General features: G+C 71.9%; 17 protein-coding genes and 3 pseudogenes. 8 read left to right on the top strand and 12 right to left on the bottom strand.

Going from position 1 to position 23021, the window contains the following annotated elements; all coding sequences use genetic code 11:
• Nucleotides 1-103: 103 nt before the first annotated feature.
• Entirely contained in the window at nt 104-1111 is a 1008-nt protein-coding gene (locus ACH4C6_RS18445; protein ID WP_398109623.1) for a hydroxyacid dehydrogenase, read from the bottom strand.
• Between the two features lie 182 nt (nt 1112-1293).
• Here ACH4C6_RS18445 and ACH4C6_RS18450 point away from each other — a divergent pair, with 182 nt between their 5' ends.
• A complete protein-coding gene (locus ACH4C6_RS18450; RefSeq protein ID WP_398109624.1) occupies nt 1294-2550 on the top strand; it encodes a D-arabinono-1,4-lactone oxidase in 1257 nt (418 codons plus the stop codon).
• 40 nt (nt 2551-2590) lie between these two features.
• On the opposite strand, the gene ACH4C6_RS18455 is transcribed toward ACH4C6_RS18450, so the two are convergent.
• Nucleotides 2591-2947: a helix-turn-helix transcriptional regulator gene (locus ACH4C6_RS18455; RefSeq protein ID WP_398109625.1), complete on the bottom strand. Its 357-nt coding sequence runs from the start codon at nt 2945-2947 to the stop codon at nt 2591-2593.
• Between the two features lie 130 nt (nt 2948-3077).
• Here ACH4C6_RS18455 and ACH4C6_RS18460 point away from each other — a divergent pair, with 130 nt between their 5' ends.
• The 3 genes from ACH4C6_RS18460 (at nt 3078) to ACH4C6_RS18470 (ending at nt 5654) form a co-directional block, all read left to right on the top strand.
• Entirely contained in the window at nt 3078-3587 is a 510-nt protein-coding gene (locus ACH4C6_RS18460) for an STAS domain-containing protein (protein WP_398109626.1), read from the top strand.
• Between the two features lie 124 nt (nt 3588-3711).
• The gene (locus tag ACH4C6_RS18465) at nt 3712-4956 is read left to right on the top strand and encodes an ROK family transcriptional regulator (protein WP_398109627.1); all 1245 of its coding nucleotides are present in this window, start codon (nt 3712-3714) and stop codon (nt 4954-4956) included.
• Nucleotides 4957-5081: 125 nt separating this feature from the next.
• Nucleotides 5082-5654 (top strand): TetR/AcrR family transcriptional regulator, encoded by a 573-nt coding sequence (locus tag ACH4C6_RS18470; RefSeq protein ID WP_398109628.1) that lies wholly within the window; start codon nt 5082-5084, stop codon nt 5652-5654.
• A 161-nt stretch (nt 5655-5815) separates the two neighbouring features.
• Here ACH4C6_RS18470 and ACH4C6_RS18475 read toward each other — a convergent pair.
• Together ACH4C6_RS18475 and ACH4C6_RS18480 are read right to left on the bottom strand one after the other, a co-directional pair.
• A pseudogene (locus ACH4C6_RS18475) lies at nt 5816-6908 on the bottom strand (family 43 glycosylhydrolase).
• A 211-nt stretch (nt 6909-7119) separates the two neighbouring features.
• The gene (locus ACH4C6_RS18480) at nt 7120-8229 is read right to left on the bottom strand and encodes an aminoglycoside phosphotransferase (RefSeq protein ID WP_398109629.1); all 1110 of its coding nucleotides are present in this window, start codon (nt 8227-8229) and stop codon (nt 7120-7122) included.
• A 66-nt stretch (nt 8230-8295) separates the two neighbouring features.
• Here ACH4C6_RS18480 and mmuM point away from each other — a divergent pair, with 66 nt between their 5' ends.
• Nucleotides 8296-9210, top strand: coding sequence for a homocysteine S-methyltransferase (gene mmuM / locus ACH4C6_RS18485; RefSeq protein ID WP_398109630.1), 915 nt, complete (start codon nt 8296-8298; stop codon nt 9208-9210).
• A 172-nt stretch (nt 9211-9382) separates the two neighbouring features.
• Nucleotides 9383-10405 carry a GNAT family N-acetyltransferase gene (locus ACH4C6_RS18490; RefSeq protein WP_398109631.1) on the top strand — a complete coding sequence of 341 codons (1023 nt, stop codon included), beginning with the start codon at nt 9383-9385 and terminating at the stop codon, nt 10403-10405.
• Here ACH4C6_RS18490 and ACH4C6_RS18495 read toward each other — a convergent pair.
• From ACH4C6_RS18495 to ACH4C6_RS18525, 7 genes and pseudogenes are all read right to left on the bottom strand, one after another.
• A complete protein-coding gene (locus ACH4C6_RS18495; RefSeq protein WP_398109632.1) occupies nt 10328-11935 on the bottom strand; it encodes a carboxylesterase/lipase family protein in 1608 nt (535 codons plus the stop codon). The genes ACH4C6_RS18490 and ACH4C6_RS18495 overlap by 78 nt on opposite strands.
• A gap of 570 nt (nt 11936-12505) precedes the next feature.
• Nucleotides 12506-12749 (bottom strand): annotated as a pseudogene (locus ACH4C6_RS18500) (N-acetyltransferase); the annotation flags it as partial.
• 120 nt (nt 12750-12869) lie between these two features.
• Nucleotides 12870-13418: pseudogene (locus tag ACH4C6_RS18505) on the bottom strand (transposase); the annotation flags it as partial.
• Between the two features lie 98 nt (nt 13419-13516).
• Entirely contained in the window at nt 13517-14017 is a 501-nt protein-coding gene (locus ACH4C6_RS18510; protein WP_398109633.1) for a hypothetical protein, read from the bottom strand.
• 577 nt (nt 14018-14594) lie between these two features.
• A complete protein-coding gene (locus ACH4C6_RS18515) occupies nt 14595-15110 on the bottom strand; it encodes a hypothetical protein (RefSeq protein ID WP_398109634.1) in 516 nt (171 codons plus the stop codon).
• Nucleotides 15107-18805: a polymorphic toxin-type HINT domain-containing protein gene (locus ACH4C6_RS18520; RefSeq protein WP_398109635.1), complete on the bottom strand. Its 3699-nt coding sequence runs from the start codon at nt 18803-18805 to the stop codon at nt 15107-15109. Before ACH4C6_RS18520 ends, ACH4C6_RS18515 begins: the two co-directional genes overlap by 4 nt.
• Nucleotides 18753-18932, bottom strand: a complete 180-nt coding sequence (locus tag ACH4C6_RS18525; RefSeq protein ID WP_398109636.1) for an ALF repeat-containing protein — start codon at nt 18930-18932, stop codon at nt 18753-18755. Before ACH4C6_RS18525 ends, ACH4C6_RS18520 begins: the two co-directional genes overlap by 53 nt.
• 446 nt (nt 18933-19378) lie before the next feature.
• Here ACH4C6_RS18525 and ACH4C6_RS18530 point away from each other — a divergent pair, with 446 nt between their 5' ends.
• On the top strand, nt 19379-19861 hold the full coding sequence (locus ACH4C6_RS18530) for a hypothetical protein (RefSeq protein WP_398109637.1): 483 nt from the start codon (nt 19379-19381) through the stop codon (nt 19859-19861).
• Nucleotides 19862-19934: 73 nt separating this feature from the next.
• Entirely contained in the window at nt 19935-22160 is a 2226-nt protein-coding gene (locus tag ACH4C6_RS18535) for a trypsin-like serine protease (RefSeq protein WP_398109638.1), read from the top strand.
• Nucleotides 22161-22310: 150 nt separating this feature from the next.
• Here the strand turns inward: ACH4C6_RS18535 and ACH4C6_RS18540 are convergent, their stop codons facing one another.
• Nucleotides 22311-22970, bottom strand: coding sequence for a ThuA domain-containing protein (locus ACH4C6_RS18540; RefSeq protein ID WP_398109639.1), 660 nt, complete (start codon nt 22968-22970; stop codon nt 22311-22313).
• Between the last annotated feature and the right edge of the window lie 51 nt (nt 22971-23021).

Consider the following 23021-nt stretch of genomic DNA (forward strand, 5'->3'; position numbering starts at 1 on the left):
GACGTACGACTCCTCACGGTATGCCCCTCGGTGCGCGGGCCCGGTACCGGGTCCCCCCGAACCGGGCGGATGCCCTTTTCATCCGTTTTGCACGTGGGCTGCGTCAGGCCTCGCGTTCCAGTGTCGCCCAGTCGACCGCGTACGCCGGCTTCTCCCCGGCCGCCAGCCGTTCGGCCTCCTCGGCGACCACCCGGCCGAGCCGGGCCAGCTCGTTGCCCTGGGAGCCGGCGAGGTGCGGGGTGACGAAGACTCCGGGCAGGTCGTACAGGGGCGAGTCGGCGGGGAGCGGCTCGGGGTCGGTGACGTCGAGGACCGCGGTCAGGCGTCCGGCACGCACCCGCTCCACCAGGGCGTCGTGGTCGACCAGCGCCCCGCGCGCGGTGTTGATCAGGACGGCCCCGTCGGGCATCAGGTCCAGCTCGCGGCGGCCGAGCATGCGGTGGGTCTCGGGGGTGGCCGGGGCGTGCACGGTGACGATGGCGCAGGTGCGCAGCAGCTCGTCCAGCGGCAGCAGGGGCACGCCGAGCGCGGCGGCCTCCTCCTCGCCGACGTAGGGGTCGGTCAGGGCCGGCCGCAGATCGAAGGGGCGCAGCAGGTCCAGGACGCGGCGGCCGGTGCGCGAGGCGCCGATGACCCCGACGCGGCGGCCGTGGTTGCCGATGCCGGGCACCACGCCCCCGCCCGAGGAGGGACGGTCCGTCCGCAGGCGCTCACGGGCGGCGAGGGCGCCCTTCCCGGCGAGCAGGATCATCGCCAGGGTGTACTCGGCCACGGGCACCGCGTTGGCGGCGGCGGCCGTGGAGACACTGATGCCGCGCTCGCCCAGGCCCGGGGTGACGAGGGCCTTCACCGAGCCGGCGGCGTGCAGCACCGCGCGCAGCCGGGGGGCGGCGGCGAGGACCTCCTCGTCGAGCGGGGGGCAGCCCCAGCCGGTGACGAGGATCTCGGTCCGCGCCAGCACCTCCCGCACCCGCGTGCCGGTGAAGTCCCGTGCGACGAGGGCCGGGTCGACGTCGACGGCCGCCCGCAGCCGCGCCAGCACCTCGGGCGGGAAGAGCAGCGGCACGTTCTGCGGCGTCATGGCGAACAGTGCCTGGGCGCGCTCGTGCACGGGCCTGACCTTCCGGCTCGGGGGCGTCGCGTCCGCGGCCGTCCGGGAGCCGGGGCGGAAACCGCTTCCTGCGGGGTGACCACGGTAGGGCCGGCCGGGGGCGGCGGCAATCGGACGCGCGTCCGGGGTAGGTTCCGGCGGGGGCTTCCCGGCCCCCTGCTGCCTCGGGGAAGGACGACGCGATGAACGGGACCGTGACCAACTGGGCGGGCAACATCACCTACGCGGCGCAGGAGCTGCACCGGCCGGGGTCGCTCGACGCGCTGCGGGCGCTGGTCGCGGACAGCGACCGGGTGCGGGTGCTGGGCAGCGGGCACTCGTTCAACCGGATCGCCGAGCCGGGCGCCGACGGCGTGCTGCTGTCGCTCGCCGCCCTGCCGCCGGAGGTGGACGTCGACACCGCGGCCCGCACCGTCCGCGTCGGCGGCGGCGTGCGCTACGCCGAACTGGCCCGTCGCGTGCACGGGCACGGACTCGCCCTGCCCAACATGGCGTCCCTGCCGCACATCTCCGTGGCCGGGTCGGTCGCCACCGGCACCCACGGCTCGGGGGTGCTCAACGGCCCGCTCTCCGCGCCCGTGCGGGAGGTGGAGCTGGTCACCGCCGACGGCTCGGCGGTGACCATAGGCCGGGACGAGGAGCGCTTCGGCGGCGCGGTCACCTCACTGGGGGCGCTCGGGGTCGTCACCGCGCTCACCCTGGACCTGGAACCGGCCTACGAGGTGGAGCAGCACGTCTTCACCGAACTGCCGTTCCGGGGCATGGACGCGGGCACCTTCGAGACGGTGATGGCGACGGGGTACAGCGTCAGCCTCTTCACCGACTGGCGGGAGCCGGGCTTTCGCCAGGTGTGGCTCAAGCGGCGCACCGACCAGCCGCTGCCCGCGTTCCCGTGGGCCGCGCCCGCGACCGCGAAGATGCACCCGGTGCCGGGCATGCCGGCGGTCAACTGCACCGAGCAGTTCGGCACGCCGGGGCCGTGGCACGAGCGACTGCCGCACTTCCGGGCCGAGTTCATGCCGAGCAGCGGGGCGGAGCTGCAGTCGGAGTACCTGCTGCCGCGCGGGCACGCCGTGGAGATGCTGCACGCGCTCGACGCGATCCGGGAGGGCGTCGCGCCGGTGCTGCAGACCTGCGAGGTGCGCACGGTCGCCGGGGACGACCAGTGGCTGAGCCCCTCCCACGGCCGGGACACGGTGGCGGTCCACTTCACCTGGGTCGACGACAACCCGGCGGTGCTGCCGGTGGTGCGGCGCGTGGAGGAGGCGCTGGCCCCCTTCGCGGCGCGGCCGCACTGGGGGAAGGTGTTCACCCTTCCCACGTCCGCCCTGAGCGGGCTGTACCCGCGGATGGCCGACTTCCGGGCCCTGGCCCACGAGCTGGACCCGCGGGGGACGTTCGCCAACGCCTTCGTACGGGAGGTGCTCGCCGGGGACTAGAACCCCGCGGTCCGAGCGAGGCCGGCCGTGGGGCTCCGGCTCAGGCGGTGGCGTGCGGGCGGTCGCCGGAGGCCGGGACCGTGCCGCGGTCGGCCTCGTCCTGGACCAGCAGGGACAGCAGCGAGGCCACGGTCACGCCCAGGCCCGCCTCGGCCGGGTGGCGCAGCCTCTTGGCGGGGTCGATCCGGTACGTGTTGGTGCGCCCCTCCCGGGTGTGGGAGAGGTATCCGTCCTGTTCCAGGTCGGCGATGATCTTCTGCACGGCCCGCTCGGTGAGTCGGCAATGGGCCGCTATGTCCCGGATGCGGGCGCTGTGGTTGTCGGCGATGGCCGCCAGCACACGCGCATGGTTGGTGAGGAACGTCCATCCGGTGTGAGGCTCGGGCACTCCATCCATGCTCCTACTCTAGCGACCGGACATTCACGCACTCAAAAACACGCACTGCGTTTCATGTATTGGTTGACGCATGTGCCGCGACGGGGCACCCTGTCGGCGGAGACGAGGCGAGCGGAAGGGAGAACGGGCCATGCCGGAACCTGCGTACGCCGTGCGACCCCCTACCCGGCCGGCCGTCGCGGAGGCGGCGGACGCCGGCGCGCGGGCGACCCTCCCCGCCTGCGCGGCGGACCTGGCCGTCACCGTGGACGGCGACCGGACGACCGTGAGCCTGCGCGGCGAGCTGGACCTGGGCGCCCACCGGCTCCTGCCCGAGCTGACCGGCGTGCTCGACGTCTCGGGCAGCGGAATCGACCTGCGGCTGGAGGCCGTCGGGTTCATCGACTGCGCCGGGCTGTACGTGCTCCAGGTCCTGCGCGAGCGCGCGCGGGAACAGGGCCGGACGGTGACCGTCCGCTCCAGCAGCCCCGCGGTCGAGCGACTGCTCACCCTGACGGGCACCCGCCCCCTGTTCGCCGGCCCGGAGCGGGACGCGGACCGCCCCGCACCCCTGCCGCGGATCGTCCGGCCGGCGGACGGCGCCCTGCGGCCGGCGCAGCCGGTGCGGTCCGCCGGCGAGCTGACCGCGACCTCCGCCTGACCTCCGGCCCGACTTCGTCAAGCCTCTTTCCGAAGCCCTTGTCGAACGTCATCGCACGCCCATAGCCTTGCGCCGCGCCGGTGCCGATCCGACCCGCCCGGCCCGGAGGGGGTGGGGCAACCCGGTGAAGCGCACGTCACGCGACATCCGCACCGCGAACCGCTGCGAAGTGCTGCGCCGGATCATCGCCGACTCGCCCACCTCCCGCCAGGAGCTGGCCGCCGTCACGGGGCTGAGCCTGGCCACGGTCGCCACCCTCGTCGGCGAGCTGCTCGACCTCCGCATGATCACCGAGGTCGGGTTCGAGGACTCGGCGGGCGGCCGCCCCCGGGGCCTGGTCGCGGTCGACACCTCGGGCGGGGCGCTCGTCGGCGTCGACGTCGCCGAGACGTACGTCCGCGTCGAGCTGTTCGACCTGGGACTGAACGTGCTGGCCCGGGCCGAGGAGGACGTCCGGCCCGGTGAGACCCGGCCCGAGCAGGTGGTCGCCCGGATGGCCGCCGCCGTCGGCTCGGTGGTCGCCCGGGCCGGGGTGGAGGACACCCGCGTGCTCGGGGCCGGGGTGAGCGTCCCGGGGCAGGTGGACCCGGCCACCGGCGTCTGCGGGTACGCGCCCGACTGGGACTGGCACGACGTACCGCTGCGCGACCTGCTCTCCGAGCGCCTGGCGTACCCGCTCCACCTGGACAACCCGCTGCGGGCCGGCGCGGTGGCCGAACTGTGGTCCGGGGCCGCACGCGGACGCGGGAACGCCGTGGTGGTCGGTCTCGGTACCGGCGTGGGCGCGGGTCTCGTCCTGGGCGGCGGGCTGCACCGGGGCGTGAGCAACAGCGCCGGCGAGTGGGGCCACACCACGATGGTCCTGGACGGGCGCCGGTGCCGGTGCGGCGACCGCGGCTGCGTCGAGGCGTACGTGGGCGCCCGGGGCATCATGCTGCACCTGCGCGAACTCGCCCCGGACAGCCCGCTGCTGCACCCCGGGGACCAGACCGCGACCATCGACGCGCTGGCCCGCGGACTCGCCTCGGGCGATCCGGTGGCACTCCGGGTCGTCGCGGAGACCGCCCGCTACCTGGGCGCCGGAGTCGCCGATCTGGTGAACCTGTTCAACCCGGAGGTCGTCGTGCTGAGCAGCTGGGTGGCCCGCACGCTGGGCGAACCGCTGCTGCACGCGGTGCGCGAGGCGGTGACCCGGCACGCGCTGCCGCGGCCGCTGGCGTCCACCAGGATCGTCCTCTCCCCGATCCCGACGGACCCGGTGTGCCTGGGCGCGGCGACGTTCGCCCTCGAAGGGGCGCTGGAGACGGCGGGGCAGCGGCACCACCGCCGGTCGCTTCCCGGTAGCCGCAGCGCCGCCCCGTCACCGTAGAGGCGTCGGCGGCGCCCGGGGGGCGGCCGCCCGCCCGCCGAGCGCGCCGGCCGCGTACTACGCTCGTCCCCCGGCTGCGCCCGCAGCCGCCGAGGACCGCCCCGAGAGGTCATCCCGACACGCCCATGCCCAGAGCCGGCCTCACCCCCGACCGCCTCGTCGCGGCCGCAGCCGACCTCGCCGACGAGGCGGGCTTCGAGCACGTCACCCTCTCCGCGCTGGCCCGCCGCTTCGGGGTGCGGGACGCGAGCCTGTACACCCACGTGCGGAGCCTCAAGGACCTGCGCGTCCGCATGGCGCTCCTGGCCGGCGGCGAGATGATCGACCGCATCGCGGCGGCCGTCGAGGGGCGCGAGCCCGGCCGCGACACCCTCGGCGCCTTCGCCGCCGCCTACCGCGCGTACGCCCTGCACCACCCCGGGCGCTACGCGGCCACCCAGATCGCCCTCGACCCCGAACTCGTCGCCGACTCCCCCGCGATGCGCCGCACGGCCGACGTCACCTACGGCATGCTCCGCGCCTACGGCCTGCGGGAGCCCGACCTCACCGACGCCGTACGTCTGCTGCGCAGCACCTTCCACGGCTACTGCGCCCTGGAGTCCACCGGGGCCTTCGGCGCGCCCCGGGACGTCCAGGCCTCCTGGGACCGCGCGATCGACGCCCTGCACGTCCTGCTCGGCAACTGGCCCCGCGCCTGAGGTCCGCAGGCCCGGTCGCCCGTGCACGGGGCGGGGCCTGGGGCGCCCCGGTTCCGGTCGGGGCGCCCCAGGGGCTCGATCCACCGGCCCGGGTTCCCCCGTTGCGGGGCCCTACTCCCTTTGCGGCCAACGCAGTTGACGGCAGCGCGGGGCGTGGCCGCTCAGCCGTCCGCCGCGGCCGTGTCGGCGACGGGGATGCCGAAGTCGGGTGTGCCGTCCGCCTTCCAGCCGAGCCGCTGGATGCGGGTGTGGCGGTTGGGGTCGTTCAGCGGGTCGCCCTCGATCTCCTTGTACTGGCGGGCGTGGTAGACGAGGACGTCGGTGCGGCCGTCCTCGGCGACGGTGAAGCAGTTGTGGCCCGGGCCGTACTGCTTCGTCGTGTCGTTGCTGGTGAAGACCGGGACGGGCGACTTGGACCAGCTCGCGGGGTCCAGGAGGTCGCTGCGGGCGTCGGCGGTCAGCAGCCCCACGCAGTAGTGCGAGTCCGTGGCGCTGGCCGAATAGGTCAGGAACAGGCGGCCGTTGCGCCGGAGGACGTAGGGGCCCTCGTTGACCTTGAAGCCGATGCACTCCCAGTCGTACTCGGGGGTGGACAGGCGCACCTGCGGCCCTTCGAGGGTCCAGGGGTTCGCCATCGCCGACAGGAAGACGCCGGTGTTGCTGTCCGTGCCGGGTTCGTGCTGGGCCCAGGCCAGGTAGCGCCGGCCCCGGTGGGTGAAGGTGGTGGCGTCCAGGGAGAACGTCTCCCAGGCGGTCCTCAGCTGCCCCTTCTCCACCCAGGTGCCCTGGAAGGGGTCGGCGTGGGCGTTCTCCAGCACCCAGATGCGGATGGCCCACACGTCCTCGGCGGGGGCGGAGGCGAAGTAGATGTACCACCTGCCGCCGATGCGGTGCAGTTCGGGCGCCCAGATGTGGGCGCCCATGGGGCCGGTGGGGTGGGCGCGCCACAGGACCGACTCGGCGGCGGTGCCCAGTCCGGCCAGGGTGCGGGAGCGGCGCAGGACGATGCGGTCGTACTCGGGCACGGTGGCGGTGAAGTAGTAGGAGCCGTCGGTGTGCCGGTGGACGTGCGGGTCGGCGCGGTGGCGGACGAGGGGGTTGGCGAAGGGCGCGGGCTTCGGCTCGGGCCGGGGCGGCCGCGGCGGTGCCGGGAAGGACGGGTACGGCGGCCAGGGCACCGGCGGCCGCGGCGCCCAGCAGCAGGCTTCTGCGGCTGGGGGGTTCGGGCAGAGCGTGGTCGCGTGCGCGGCTCATGTGGGGGTCTGCCTCTCGCTGGGGGGACCGGCGCGACGGCCGCACGACACGGCGCCGCACCAGAGCGGTGTTCGGTGTTCGGTGGATCGAACAGCATCTGTCATGCCGAACGAGGGAAAGGTAAGGGGACGACCCGAGCAGGTCAACGCTTCCGACGAGACGAACCGGGACGGGCCCCGAGGTGACCGTCACCGCGTGGGGCCCCTCGGGGTCAGCGGCCGCTGGGGGCCTGGGGGAATCCGAGCTGTGGCGCCAGGATGCGGGCCTCGGCCGCCTGTTCGGCCACGTGCGCGAGGACCAGGCTCAGTTCACGGTGACCCGGGCGGGGCGCGGCCGGGCGGGGGTCGCCGTCGTCCGCCCGGGCGGCGTCCGTCCGCGTCAGCAGGGCCGCGGCGAGCCCTTCGTACCGCACCACCGACGCGCACACACCGAGCCGGACGAGGTGTTCGTCGCCCCGCCAGCCGCTGGTGCGCAGACCGTGCAGGTAGGCGTCGTACGCCGTCTTGGCCAGTCCCGGGAGTCCGGCGGCGGGCAGGCTCAGGCCGAGGACGCACTCGGGCAGGTAGGTGCCGAGGTCCTCGCCCAGGGCGCCGTCGCCGGCGAAGGACCAGTCCAGCAGGACGCTCGCGCCGGCGCCGTCCCCGGCCAGGTGCGCCGGCCGGTGGTCGAGGTGGGAGAACGCGCGGGGCAGCGACTCCATGACGGTGAGGAACCACGCACGGTCGTGCCGCAGGCGGACCAGGTCCTCGCGCAGACCGGGCGTGACGTGCTCCCGGACCAGGGGGTGCCGCCACGCCTCGTCGTCGAGCAGTGCCCCGCCGGCCGCCGGGTCCGACGTGTGGTCGCGCAGGCAGCGCTGCGACAGCCAGGGGGCGTCCTCCCCCGCACCCACCGCTCCCTGGGCCACCCCGAGACGGTGGGCGTGGTCGGCGTGCCGGGCCGGGGACCAGGCCGTCGCGGGCTCCCCGCGGACGTCCTCCAGCCACAACGCGACGTCGCCGTCCGGGCGTTCGACGCACTCCAGCAGCCGTGGCGCCCGGACGCCGTACGGCTGCCAGACGCGGACGAGGCCGGAGCGGTGCAGCCAGGCCTCGCGGCGCCAGAAGTGCCGGTGCCGGGGGTCGTTCGACGCGGACCAGGCGACGCCCGTCTCCCGCGTCCGGCTCAGCACCTTCAGCAGCGCCGACCGCTCGCCCCCGGTGACCCGCCACACCGTGGCCCCGGCCCCGTCGCGCCGGGTGAGCGGTTCGAACACCGCCCGGTCGGCGGAGACTCCCAGGACCTCGCGTACTTCGGCATGTGCGGCAGCGACCTCGGGCATCCCCCGATGCTATGCCGCCGCCTCCGCCGCGTCCCCGCCTCCCCTCGGTGGACTACCGTCGTCCGCATGAGCGTCTCCCCCACCCTGGCCGAAGCCCTCGCCGACGGGACGGTGGTGCTCGACGGCGGCCTGTCCAACCAGCTGGAGTCGGCCGGGCACGACCTGGGCGACGAGCTGTGGTCGGCCCGGCTGCTCGCCGAGCGCCCCGAGGCGGTCACCGAGGCGCACCTGGCCTACTTCCGGGCCGGCGCGGACGTGGCGATCACCTCCAGTTACCAGGCGACGTTCGAGGGCTTCGCCCGGCGCGGGATCGATCGTGACCGGGCGGCCGGGCTCATGACGCTGAGCGTGGAGGCGGCCCGGGAGGCGGCCCGCCGGACGGACGCCGCCCGCCCGCTGTGGGTGGCGGCCTCGGCCGGCCCGTACGGGGCGATGCTGGCCGACGGCTCCGAGTACCGGGGCCGGTACGGCCTCACGGTCGACGCGCTGGAGCGCTTCCACCGCCCGCGCCTGGAGGTCCTGGCCGCGGCGGGCCCGGACGTGCTGGCACTGGAGACCGTCCCGGACACGGACGAGGCCGCGGCCCTGCTGCGGGCGGTGCGCGGCCTCGGGGTGCCGGCCTGGCTGACGTACTCCGTCGCGGGTGGGCGCACCCGGGCCGGCCAGTCGCTGGAGCGGGCCTTCGCCCTGGCCGCGGACGCGGACGAGGTGATCGCGGTGGGGGTGAACTGCTGCGCGCCGCAGGACGTGGAGGCCGCCGCCACGACCGCGGCCCGGGTCACCGGAAAGCCGGTCGTCGTCTACCCCAACAGCGGCGAGACGTGGGACGCCGGGGCCCGCGCCTGGACCGGCCGTGCCACGTTCACCTTGGAGCGGGTGCGGTCCTGGCGGCGGGCGGGCGCCCGTCTGATCGGCGGCTGCTGCCGCGTGGGCCCGCAGGCGATCGCGGGGATCGCCGAGGCGGCGCGGGCACCGGCCTGACCGGGACCCCCACCGGCCGGGCCCTCACCGGCCGGGGCGGCTGACCTGCGTGTTCACGGTGCTGCCGCGCCTGTGGAGGCACGCGCCCGGCGGACTCGCCGGCAGGACGGGCCGGGGACGGCGGACCGGCGCCCTGTCGACAGGGCGGCACGGGCGGCGCAGGATGCGGTACGTGTCCGATCTTCCGCCCGCGGGGCCGCCCGCTTCCGTGGAACTGCCCGCCGGCTACCGGGGCCGACCGGTGGCCGCGGGTGACGCCGCCGCGATCCACGCCCTGGTGACCGGCTGTGAGCGCGCCCTCTACGGCCACGCCGGCACCGGTGCCCTCCCCGCCGATCCGGCCCGGCCCGGTCCGGACCCGCTCCGCGACACCCTGCTCGTGCGGGACGCGACGGGGGCACCGGCCGGCTGGGGGTGGGTGCACGGCGGGCTTCGCAGTGGCGTCGACGTGCACCCCGGCCACCGCGGGCGGGGGCTGGGCAGCGCCCTGCTCTCCTGGGCCGAGGCCCGGGCCCGCGCGTCGGGCGGCGCCCGCCTGGTGCAGTCGCTGCCCGACGCCGACACGGCGGCGGCGCGGCTGCTGCGGTCCCGCGGATACGCGCCCTTCGTCACCGAGTGGCTGCTGCAGATCGCGCTGCCCACCGAACCCGAGGTGCCCGAGGCGCCGGCGGGCGTCACCGTACGGCCGTTCCGGCCCGGTGACGAGCGGGCGGCGCACCGGCTCACCGAGGACGCCTTCGCCGCGTGGCAGAAGCGGCGCAAGCCGTACGCCGAGTGGGCCCGGCTCACCGTGGACCGCACGGACTTCGCCCCGGCCCTGTCCTGCGTGGCGCACGCCGGCGGCCGGCTGGTCGGGGTGGTGCTGGCGCTGGACGTCCCCGGCTCCGGCGAGGGCTACATCGACCGGGTCGCCGTCCGGCGGGACCACCGGGGCCGTGGCCTCGCGCGCGTGCTGCTGCGGGAGTCGTTCCGCGCGATGCACCGGCGGGGCGCGCGCTCCTGCGTCCTGTGGACCCACTCGGCGGCGGGCGCCCTGCCGCTGTACGAACACCTGGGCATGACGGTCCGCCGCAGTTCCACGGTCTACGGCGTGCACCTCACCGAGGAGGCGGCGGGGTCAGCCGTGGCGCCGCAGCGCCCCGGTCCGGCGCAACCGCCTGACGACGGCCCGCAGTTCGGCGCGGCGCGCGGGTGACACGTCGGCGGTCTCCGGGGCGGCCGGGGGTCCGGCGGGGGGCGTGGCGGCGTCGCGCGCCCACAGCGCCAGCTCGCGGTCGCGCCGGCCGTGCGCGGTGTAGGCCACGGAGTCGGCCGCCTCCGGTGCGCCGTCCCCGAACACCCGCACCGGGTGCGCGGGGTTCCAGCGCTCCCACCCCGGGTCGCCCTGCGCGGCGAACCGCACCCACGCCCCGTGCATCGCGTCGGCCAGTGCCTGCGGTGCGCTGTCGCCCGCCAGTTTCCGGGACTCGGGGACGTCCCCGGTGTCGAAGACGAAGCCGAGTTCCAGGGCGTGGCAGGCGCCGAGCCCGGGCAGGGACGAGGGCCAGGCGAACTCGTAGACGAACGACGGCTCCGGGCGGGCGTCGGCCAGGTGGTGCAGGGGGATGCGCAGCAAGTGGTCGGTGACGAGCTGGCCGACGATCTCCGCCGCCCCCGCGCGAGGGTGCAGGGCACGGTAACCGCGGGGCACCTCGCTGCCGCAATGGCAGCGGGCCATGGCTCCGGCGAGGGCGACCGTGCCGAGCCGGTCGACACGTTCGAGCAGGCCGCCCGGGACCAGCCAGAGCCGGTACTCGTCGCGGGTCCAGCCCATCAGGAGTCCGACGCCCGGTGCGGCGCCGTCGAGGAGCGCTTCCCTCGGGTCGCGCGGGACGACGTCGCCGTCGACGACGAGACCGAACGCGGGGCCGCCGATCACGGGGCTGCTGAGCCGGCCCACCTCGGCCTGGGTGCGCAGCAGCAGGTCGCGGTCGACGGCGGCGAACGCGGCGGCGGTGGCGGGGATCTTCAGCCGGGTGGCCATCCGGCGCACCATCCGCCGGACCTTGGCGCGGTCGGACACCTCGGGGGGCCCGCTCTGCAGGATCGCCCGCCGGACCAGGCCCTGGGTCTGCGGGGCGGCGAGGAGGGCGCCGACGCTGATCGCGCCCGCGGACTGGCCGGCCAGGGTGATGCGGCCGGGGTCGCCGCCGAAGGCCTCGATGGTGTCGTGCACCCAGGTCAGGGCGGCGATCTGGTCGCGCAGGCCGGGGTTCGGGGGCGCGTCGGGGAAGAGCCCGTAGCCCTCGATGCCGAGGCGGTAGTTGACGGACACGAGGACGACGCCGTCGCGGGCGAAGGCGTGGCCGTCGTAGACGGGGACCGCGGAGGAGCCCCGGGTCAGGGCGCCGCCGTGCAGCCAGACGAGGACGGGCAGACGCGCAGCGGGGGACGGGTCGGGCGTCCACACGTTGAGGTTGAGGCAGTCGTCGCCGGGGATCACCGGGTCGGCCAGGTACTGGGCGAAGGCGTCGGAGTACGGCGGTTTCGGCGCGGTGGGGCCGAAGGCGCCGGCGTCGCGGACACCCTCCCACGGCGGGGCGGGGGCGGGGGGCAGGAAACGGCGGGGGCCGACGGGCGCCGCCGCGTACGGGATGCCGCGGAACACCGCGACTCCGCGCTCGAACCGCCCTCGCACGGCCCCGCCGGGGGTACGCACCACGGGATCGGACCGGACTGCCGTCATGGGTGAACCAGCCTCCTCACCGCGCTCCTGTGCACCGTGAAGATCAGAGCACCTCATTGTCGTCCGGTATTCCGGCGCCCGGGGTGGTGGGGTGGGCCGTTCGGGTGAGGCAGCGTATTCGATGGAGCGCGCCACGAGGCCCTCCGAGAGGTAGGAGGGCCTCGCCGAACCGCTAAGCGAAGTCCGCCAGCCATTCCCAGTCACCAGGCCTGGACCGCAAGCGACTGATCACCTGCTCGAGGCACTCACTCAGGCCGGAAGACTCAGCGCGGATGAGTCCCTGCTCACCCAGTCCGGGGCCCGACATCACCAGCGTCCAGGGCTCGGTTCCTTCTGCCGTCCTCTCGTGGTCCACCTTCATCAAGATCCTCGCAGCGCCGCACGGCGACACCAGGGCCTCCTGATGCTCGGTGATTCGATACCAGCGAGCTGTTCAGGAGGTCCTCCTCGCATGCACCGAGCACCCGACGACTTCCCATTCGAGGCGCCTGTTCGATCACCAAGTCCCAAGAGCATGACGACAGCAGCTGCTTACGCGTCGGGATGTTCCGGCAGGGCGAGCCAGGCCGACCAGGAGATCTCGCCGTCGGCGCCGGCCCTCTCCGGCGGGTCGATGTAGACGCAGCCGAGCAGAGCCGTCTCCGCCGCGTCGAACAGCGCATAGTTGAAAGACTGGTGTGCGGCGATCTCCTTCTCGTGCCGCAGCCGGACAGTCGAGCGGGGTGTCCGCCTCCCGGATCGGCCGCAGGTGATGACCACCGCCCGGCAGCGGTACCAGGACGGGGTGGACGAAGTCATCGGGAAGCCAGTTCACGGCGCCCTGCCCGTACCGCCAAGCCCTGCTCTCATGCCGGGCAGGGCCCGCGATCAACCGATCGGGACTCCCGCTCGATCGACGGACCCCGTGATCGGTATGGCAAACGGCTTCTCAGCCCTCGGCGACATCGTCCTCGGGTCCGAGACGGACGGCGTCCAGGAGCTGGCACCAGCACCAGGACGTCCGGCCCGATTCGAGGGCGGCAACGAAGGAGTACGGCCAGCCGGGGATGAACTGGTCCGAGGACCGTCCGCTGCGGCCGTAGACGTGGCAGAACAGGCGGTCCGCGCTGGTCGGCGCGTCGGGGCGGAGCCAGTTGCTGACGTCGACGGCGAGGACCGGACGCCCGTCGGCAGCCCGTGGCATCGGCAGACCGGCCAGCACCTGCCGCAGCCGGGGCACGTCCACGTTCCCATGGTTCGGCGCCTCGTACATCGCGCCGTGCCCGCGCCGGTGCTCGGCCACCAGCGTCAGATCCACGGGCGAGGTCACCGGACCGTCCGCGCACAGCAACGCGTCCACGAGCTCGAACAGTTCGTCCCCGCGTGCGGTCAGGCAGTCGAATAAGTCCTCCCGGAAGCGTGACGCTTGCGCGAACGCCTCCGCCGGAACAGCATCAGGCAGCAGACTCACCTTTACGGCCTTCGTACTGGTCAAGTGCCTCATTGGCCGGAGCACATGATCGTGCGGAGGCCGCCCGCACGTCCGCCAAACAGCGGAAGCAGAGATCAAGTTCGAGTGACGTTCGGACGCTGGTAAGCAGGTCAGGCGGCAACCAGGGAGGCATGGATCCGGCTGATGGCACGCAGGATCTCGTCTCGGTTCTTCGCTCTCTTGATCCATACCGGAAGACGGGCCACCAAGGTCATCTTCTGTCCGGTGTCGTACCAGGGCGCTCGTTCCCGCAGCGACGCCTGGACGAAACGACGGATCAAGTCGAGATGTTCCAGATTGTACGCCCACAACCACCCGTGCCGGGTCTCGACCTGGAGCCACAGCGGCATACCGAAGTACGGATCCGTCGCTGGTTGAGCTGTGCCGGCAGAGAGCGTGACAAGGCGGCCGCTCCACACCCGCGACAGTCCGCAGCCATGACAGACCAGGCGCCGCGGCGTGAACAGAATCCGCCCCCCAGGACTGGCGTCTTCGGGCGCCGGAACGACACGAGCGGCCTTCTCACAACCGGGGCACCGCACCATGATCAAGGCGATGAAGTCGTACTCGGTGCTGCGCGGGTCTTGGAACCGAGCAGAGAACGTGGCCATGCGGTGAGTATGCAACTGCCGTGCACAACAGCGCATCCCGATTCGACCGCTCATGCTCAGGGCCCGCCAGCCACCCTGCCAGGGCCAGACGGGGGTTGAAGAGCAAGCTCAGCCGAGCCTCTCGGCCCCCAGGCCATCTTCGGGCGGCCGAAGCCGATGCCCTCACCCGGCCAAACGACTCCTCACCCAACGTCACGATGGCTGCATGAGCGGGGTGCGGTGCGGGCCCGCTCGGGCCGACTGGCGGGTGTTCGGCTTCTGAGTCCAGGAGGCCTCCGCCAGGGGCAACCCCGGCATGGCCGTTTGCGTGTACGGACCGGACGGACAGGCCTTCTGGAGTGACCGTGCTGGTCGCAGCATCAACGACCGGCTGTGACCGACAGCGCCCCGCCGGGCGTGGGTGGGCTTGCGCCCCAATCGGTGCCCGTCATCAGCGGCTCACGTGTGGATGTGGCCTGCGGGCCGAACGGCTCCGTTTCGAAGAACTCGCCTCGTTCGGCGCAGGCAGTCCCGGCGAGGGAGGAATAAGCAAAGCGGCTCGCCAAGAAGAGACCTTGGCGAGCCGCTTTCTGCGCCGCTATGCGGTACCGGTGGTAGCCGATTGCAGCAACGTGCAGTCTGAGTTCCACGACGGTAGATCATGCCGGACCTGATCGAGGTCGTGTCCGGGATAGCTGGGTGGCGCTGCGGGAATTCCGTGGGCCTCCAGGAGATAGAACTCCGCACTCATTCCGCTGATGGAAGCTTCGCCGTCCGGGAAGAACTCCACTTCCATTCGGAATGCGCCGTTGTCGACCCTGAAGGGTCGGCTGGACGTGACCGAGAACGCCATCAGATTTTTATCCTGAGGTGTTCCACTCCAGCGGAACGACTGTAGTCCGCGCACCACGAGGAGTGCAGCGTTACCCGTGGGGTAGAACAACGCACCGCGCATGTCGAAAAGGAGCGCCGCTCGGTTCGCAGTCGGGCACACTCTGCAGTCGAGCAGTTGGGCGTCGTCCAGAGCGTCGGGTTCCTTCAGCGGGTCCCAGCCAATGGGCTCCGGGGCCCGTTGGTATCTCTGGGACGTGAAAAGTTCTTCTGTCTGTGTCATGGGATCGGTATGTGCCAGTAGGGGTCGGACTTGGTGGGAGTCTTGCCGGTCATGGGATGGATCACCTGGCCGGCTTCGTTCAGATAGCTGATGTATCCGTTGGGGTACGGGTGTGGACCGCTGGTCACCGGGTCCATGACTCGAACGTATTTGACAGACTTGTGGAAGCCGGCAGCTACGGCCTCGGTGGGCTTGATGTCATAGATCCATCCCTTGAGGTTGTTGGCCGTTGCCACGGCCTTTCGCCCCTTCGGGAGCCAGAGCTTTTCGCCCTGAGGGCCGACGATGTCGGCGATCAGGCACCTGCTGTTGTGGACCAGGACCGGGGTGTCCCCCGCGAGGACATAGTACGAGTGCAGGTCCGCGACAGTGAGGTTGTACGTCCGCGCGTGATGGTAGAAGGACCGGTTCGAGTGCACGGTGACCGTGTCGCCGACGTCGGTCCTGAGTGTCATGCCCGGCTCGAGGATGGCTGCCTCGAGCCACTTGCCCGCAGACGGCGACCAGAACGGGTGGTCGACGGTCGCGGTCAGCTTCTGCTCGCCACGCGATGTCGAGACGGTCAGTTCGGAGAAGTACTTGTCGTCGTCAGTGACGATGAGGTCGGTGACCTTGCGGGGACCTGTCCGCTGTGTCACAGGGTCCGTGGCCAGTACCTCGTCGCCGACCTGGAGGGACTCGATGAGCTTCACCGAATTGTCGGCCATCAGGACCTTGGTGCCTGCCAGGAAGCACTCGGCGCACTTCTGAGCCGCGCGCGCGGCGCGGCTGCTGTCGACCGCTCCCTCGACGCCCTCGAGACTCTTCTTGAGCAGCTTGAGCTTGCCGACGGGCAGGAAGCTCATGGCGGCAACGACGCACTTGCCCAGGGTGGGGTTCTTCGCGCAGTCCTTGGCGTCGTTCAGGCCGAGGACCTCCCAGGCGGCTTCCTTGATGGTGGGGTCGATCGTGGGGAACACGAGTTCATGGCCGGCCATGGCGCACGGAGGGAGACTGTCCCGGTTCATCGGGATGTAGCACTTGGGCTTGCTCTCCCGTTCCTTCTTGCGCTTCTCCGCGGCAATGCGACGGGCTTCGGCCTCTTCCGCCTCACGCTTTTCGACCACGTCGTCCCAGGCCGCTGCCGCGTCCTTCTTGGCCTCGCTGGCGCTCTTGCCCGCAGCCAGTGCATCGGCGTGCGCCCGGTCGCTGGCCTCTTTGGCCTGGTAGGCGGACGTGCGCGCGTACGCGGCGGAGAACTCCGCCTGGGCCGCTGACTCCTCGGCAGCTGCGGAATCCTGGTTTGCGCGGTCAGCGGCAGCGCGTGCGGTGGTAGCGGAGGCCTTGGCGCGTTTGGCGCTGGTCTCGGCCCGGTCGGCGGCAGCGTCAGCGTCGGTGGCGTACTCCGACGCCTGCTTGGCGCTGTCCGCGGCGTCCTTCTTGGCCTTCTCGGCGTCCTCGGCTGCATCCTTGGCCTCAGCAGCAGCTTGCGCTGCCAGGGCAGCGTTCTTGCGCGCTGTGGCGGCTGTCTTCTGCCCTTCGGCGATGAGCCGTTCGACTTGGGCGACATGAACGTGCGCGAGCGCGTCCTTTTGTGCGGCCATGTACTGGCCTGCCTCGACGAAGCGGTGAACTTCGTCGGCGGGTCCGGCCAGCGCAATCTTTGCTGCCGACCTGACCTCAGGGCCACCCTCGTTGAACAGCTGTGTGGTGGTCACTCGTTCGTCGGCCTGCTGGGCGGTATAGCGCCCCTTGCTCAGGAAGCCGACGAGGGCTTGAGGGCTACCGTCTTCCAGTGCCTTCCTTGCGTCTTCCTTGACGCCGGGCCCACCGTCGTTGGCCAGCTTGGTGACGGCGACGCGGTAGTCGGCGTTGGCAGCCTGGTGCTGACCAGTGGTGTAGAAGTCGCGAATCTGCTGGTCGGTCCCCTTGAGGGCCTCGGTAGCGGCTGTGCGCACGGCCTCATAGGGACTGTTGGAAGCGAGGTCAGCGACCTGTTGGCGGGTTTCATCGGTCACGGCCTGGTTCCAGCCGGTGCGCAGATAGTCGATGACATCGGCGTCCGTACCAGACAGAGCTTGGGCGGCCGCGCTCTGGCGCCAGGAGCCGAAGTACGACATCGTCCTCAAGGCGACCGCACGGCCTTGAGCGGCGAGTGCAGCTTGGTCCACGTCTGGTTTGTCGACCGTGGCTGCCAGGGCTTGAGTGTCGTCCACGATCGCCTGGCCCTCGACCACCGACCGGGATATGTCGACGGTGAAGGTGTCGGCGCTGGCCTTCTTGGTCATGGCGGCCTCGACGCCGGCGTTCGTGCGGGTGGTGAGGTCTTCGGTCTCCACTTCCCGCGCGATGGTGAAGGTCTTCTTCGCTGTCGCCACTGCCTTGGTGGCGGTGTCGGCAGCGGCCTTGGCGGCTGCGGCCTGCTTGGTGGCTTCAGCTGCCTGATCGGCGGCTTCGCCGGCGTTGTCGGCGGCGGATTCGGCTGCTATCGCCGCGTTCTTGGCATGAGTGGCGGCTGAGTTGGCCGCGTCACGGGCTTCTCGTGCGGCCGCGGCTGAGGTGCGCGCCAGAGATTCGGCCGCGTTGGCGGCGCGGTTGGCCTCGGCGGCATGCCGGCGGGTCTCGGCAGCGGCTGCTCGTGCCTCGGCGGCGGAACCTCCCGCAGCGACAGCGTAGTCAGCTGCCTGATCCGCAGCTGCAGCCGCCTTATTGGCGTTTCCCGTTGCGCTGCGGGAAGCAGCCACGGCATCTGCAGCCGCGATCGACGCCTTGGCAGCCTGCTCCGCGGCCTGGGCAGATTTCTTGGCGAGTTCGCCGGCCTTGGTCGCTTCGGCGGCGCGATCGCGGGCTGCCTGCGCCTTGCTGCGGTCCTTGCTCGCCGCGTACGCCGCGTTCGAAGCGCGGCTCGCCGCTTCTGCCGCTGCCGCTGCCGCGTTGGCGGTCTGGGCCGCAGCCAGCGATGCCCTGCGAGCAGAGCGGTTGGCCGCATTGGCTGCACCGATAGCCTGCTGTGCCGCTTCAGCAGCGGCCCGGGCCGCGTTGGCGGCCTGCTTTGCCTTCAGCGAGGCGCGGTCGGCGTCGTTCTTCGCCGCTTGCGTCTCTTTGGCTGCCTTCTCGGCAGCCTGCTGGGCCAGCTCGGCGGCGGCAATGGCCTTACCTGACGCTTCCTCGGCCTTATCAGTCGCGTCTTCGGCCTGCTTGCCGGCCTTTTCGGCCTGCTTGACCAACTGTTCGATCGTGGCATGTTCCTGGTCGCGGTTACGCGCCACGAACTGGCCGACTTCAAGGAACTCGACGAGGTCGTCGGGAGTGCCCTGCAACGCCAGCTTGGCGGCGGCCTTGACGTTGGGGCCACCAGAGTTGTAGAGCTTGGTGACTTCGACCCGGTCGTCTGCCTGCTGCGCTTTGTACTGACCCACTTCCAGGAACTGTTTGACGTCCGCGGAGGTGCCTTGCAGCGCCACTTTGCCTGCGTCCTGGACGCCGGGGCCACCGAAGTTCACGACGCGGGCAGCCTCGACACGCTGGTCCTGTGCGTGCGCTGCCTTCCAGCCCTCGTCCAGGAACGCCTCGACATCGGCCGGTGTGCCTGCCAGCGCCGTCTTGGCAGCCTGGCGTACGCCTGGTCCGCCAGCGTTGACTACGCGGGACAGGTCTACCCGGTCATCGACTTTCCTGGATGGCGGGCGCGTCGGTGAGAAACTGCCGGATGTCATCGTCGCTCCCCAGAAGGGCCTTCTCGGCCGCTTCCTTGATACCGGCACCGCCGTTGAGCCAGTAACCGACTACGAGGCCCCGGTTGGCGGGCGATGTCTCGGTGTCCGCAGCAGTGGCCGGGGACATGCCCAGGAGAGTGGCCGTCAAAGTGGCGGACATCACGATGGCACAGGCGACTTGTCGGCCGGACCGACGCGCCCTTCCATTCGGCTGAGAGTTGGAACTTCGCCCCGGTCGTATGGAGCGCGGTGTTCGTTTCACCTAAGGGGTCCTTCGTCGATCAAAACCGCACGCCAGCGAAGTGCCGCTTGCAAATCACAAGGGCACACGGTGCCATTTCACGGTTCATCATGGGATCTGCGCCGCAGCGGGCTCAGTGGATGTCGAGAGGTCAACTCAACTGCTGGACAGCGCCCTTACCGGCCCGTAGCGATCTGAGTAGCTTGCAGCGGTTGATCTTACATGTGCTTTACTTCCGCTCTACGCAGCGGACACTTCTCCTTCACTTGTGTGATCCGCAACACTCCATCCGAGAGGCATCCATGGCCATATCCCCTGCCCGAAGGACACTCATGGGTGGCCTGACTGCGGCCCTCGTCGCCGGCCTCGGCGCCGCCGCCCTGGTCTTTGCGCAGTCCGCGCCCGCCGCCCCCGGCGACACCACCACCGATATCCCGAGCCTGGTCGAGGACTTCGACCATCCCGGTGCCGCCCGGGCGCAGCAGGAGCGCGGCGTCACGTTGAAGCGTGGGGACGGTCACATCTGGCTGACCGACGTGACCGACCTGGGCCAGTGCAGCGATGCCTCGAACATCGCGATCGAGACCCGCAGCGGCGTCTTCTGCTTCAAGACGAACGCCAAGTCGGGCTACCTGACTCTGCAACTGCCCGACACCTTCAGCATCTGGACCCAGGAACGCCCGGTGAAGGCCACGTTGACCGCCGAGGGCAAGGACACCGTGGTGAACGCGCCCGCCAACGAGTTGACCCCGGTCGGAGAGTCCGGCGACAGCGGCCAGCGGTCGGTCCTGGTCGAGCTTCGCGTCACCGGCTGACGCCGGCAGCCCCCGAGCATCACACGTGTGCGCACCGCCGGTGTGCACCACCGAACCTTCAGGAACCCTCAACGTGTCTCACATACGCCCCCGCGTCGCCGCGACGAGCGCCCTGGTCGCAGCCGGCGTCGTGTCCGGTGCGCTCACCGGCACCCCCGCACATGCCGTCACCGGTGATCGCGTTCCAGCAACGGCCTACGCCTACACCGCCCAGATCACCGTCGGCGACCACGACCGCGGCTGCTCCGCCGTTCTCGTCGACGCTGAATGGCTGATGACGGCCGGCAGTTGCTTCTCCGACTCCGGCTCCGCAGTGCCCTCCGGCGCTCCGAGCACCAAGACCACTGCCGTCGTCGGCCCCTCCGAGCTGTCCAGCAGTCACATCCCGGACACCCGGCGCCAGGTCGTCGAACTGGTACCGCGGACCGACCGCGACGTGGTCCTGGCCCGACTGAGCCGGCCCGTCACGAAGGCCACCCCGATCGCTCTGGCCTCCACGGCGCCGGTGGCCGGTGAAGAGCTGAGGTTCGCAGGATACGGGCGTACCGCAGCCGAGTGGTCTCCGCTCAGCCTGCACACCGGCGTCTACACGGTGAACTCCGCGAACGTCACCACTGCCGGCGTCACCGGAAAGGCCGGCGCGTCCGCGTGTGCGGGCGACGCGGGCGGCCCGGTCGTACGCGAAGCGGGCGGCACGGCCACCCTCGTCGGACTCAGCAGCCAGTCCTACCAGGGCGGTTGCTTCGGAGCCGACCCGGCCGAGAGCCGCACCGACGGTGTCGTCGCCCGTGTCGACGATCTGGGCACATGGGTGACCTCCACCGTCAGTGCTCCCCGCATCACTGACTTCAACTGCGACGGCACCGAGGACATCGCCATCGCGGACCCCAAGGCTGCAGTCGGCGGCGTCGACGGCGCGGGGGCCGTTCGAGTCGTCTACGGCGGGAGCAAGGGCACGGCCTCCATCGACCAGAACCTGGACTGGGTGCCCGGCGATGCCGAGGCCGGTGACTGGTTCGGCGAGACCCTGGAAACCACCGACCACAATCAGGACGGCTGCACCGACCTGGTCATCGGCACCCCGTCGGAAGACATCGGCAACAAGGCCGACGCAGGCGTCGTCGATGTCGTCTACGGCGGCCCGCGCGGCCTGGGCACCAACTCGGTGAAGAACACCCGCTTCGAGCAGAACACCGGCTCCGGCTCCCTCGGTGCCTCCACTCCGGAAACGGGTGACCGCATGGGCCAGGCACTGGCGGCAGGGGCCACCGCCTCCGGGGAACCGTTCCTGGTGATCGGCGCGCCCGGTGAGGCCATCGGTTCCGTGCAGAAGGCCGGCATGGTCTTCTACGTCCGGGACAGCACCAGTATCGGCATCACGACCGCCAACGTCGGCATCGACCAGGACAGCACGGGCGTGCCCGGCTCCGTGGAGGCCAACGACGGCTTCGGTGGCGCCGTCGCGGCCGACGCCAACCGCATCGCCATCGGCGCCCCCGGGGAAGCCATCGGCGATGACGCCAACGCCGGCAACGTGGCGGTCTTCTCCCACAAGCTCACCAGCGAGAAGCGGCCCACGCCGCTGTTCGGTCTCGACCAGGACCTGGACAAGGTCTCCGGCGGATCCGAAGCAGGTGACCAGTTCGGCAAGTCACTCGCCCTGGTCCCCTACCGCCCCTCCGGAGCGGCTGCGGCAACCGACTCCATTCTCGCCGTCGGAGCGCCGGGCGAGGACTTGGACATCGACGGCACCAACAAGACCGACGCCGGCAACGTGATCACGTTCCGGCTCCCCGCAGCCGGCGGCTACAGCCAGCTGAACGTGTACAGCTCGGGCACCGCCTCGGACGACATCACCGGCACCTCGGAGAGCGGTGACCGCTTCGGCCAGACCCTGACCGCCGTCAACACCTCCCCTCGCACGGTAGGCACCGCAGCGACCATGAAGCTGGCGGTCGGCGCGCCCGGTGAGGCCGTCGGCACCGCCGCCAAGGCCGGCGCCATCACCACGTTCTCGCTCCTCGGCGCACCCGGCTCCAGCGACCGGTGGGTCGAGGCGGGCACCTCCGGCATCCCCGGACCGGCAGGCAGTGACCAGCAGCTCGGCGCCAGCATCCACTTCACCCCGAGCACGCTCTACGTCGGCATGCCCTACGGCCCGAAGGCCAAGGGCCTGCTCCACGTCCTGCCCCTGTCGAACGTGATCGCCGGCGGCAGCAACACCGCCGTCACCACCCACGAGCCCGGCCAGGGCGGGCTGCCCGCCACCGGCTCACGCTTCGGCTACGCCGCCCGCTGACACACCCGCACACAGCCGAGCATGAACAACGTCCCGAAGGGCCGGCCCCTTCGGGACGTTGCTGCATCTCGAGTACCTCGAAGTGCCGTTTGACGAATCTGTCCCAACCGGCCGAACAGCGCGCCTGCCGACGCCACAGCACGCCGGGGGTCAGCCCGTCCCGGGCCCCAGCCGGGCCGCCCAGGTGAGGCCGCCCCTGAGGTGGGCGCGGAAGGCCGGATCGTCGTAGATCTCGGCGGCGTGGCCGAGGGCCGTGTAGAAGACGCGGCCGCGGCCGTGGGCGTGGCACCAGGCCAGGGGGTGGTCGGCGCCCATGCCGCCGCCCTCGTAGGAGGACTCGTCGGCGGACAGCAGGACGTGGACGCGGCCGCGCGGGTTGGTGCGGAAGTCGTACCACTCGTCGGTGACGTCCCAGACGGCGGGCAGGTGCCGGGTCGCCGGGTGGTCGCGGTCCTCGACCACGGCCCGGCCGGGCTGGTACCGGGGGTGGCGGGCGAACCTGGCGCCCAGCAACTCGCCGTACCGGGGCCACCCGTACTCCGTGCAGGCCGCCGCGTGCACGCCCACGAAGGCGCCTCCCGACCGGACGTACGCGGCCAGTGCCCGCCGGCCGGCGGGGGTGAGGATGTCGCCGCTGGTGGAGAGGAAGACGACGGCCGCGTAGGCGTCCAGCGGCTGTTCGAGGGCGGCCGGGTCCTCGGTGGCGTGGACCTCGAAGCCGCCGAGGGCGCGCAGGGCGGCGACGCCGGCCGGGATGGAGTCGTGCCGGTAGTCGGTGGTGCGGGTGTGGACGAGCAGTCGGGGGGCCATGGCACCCGAACCTAGAAGACGCGGGGGCGTCCGCGCACGGCGTGGGAGCGG

Origin of the sequence: Streptomyces sp. NPDC017943 (assembly GCF_044328425.1) — a bacterium.
GTDB classification, from domain to species: domain Bacteria; phylum Actinomycetota; class Actinomycetes; order Streptomycetales; family Streptomycetaceae; genus Streptomyces; species Streptomyces djakartensis_A.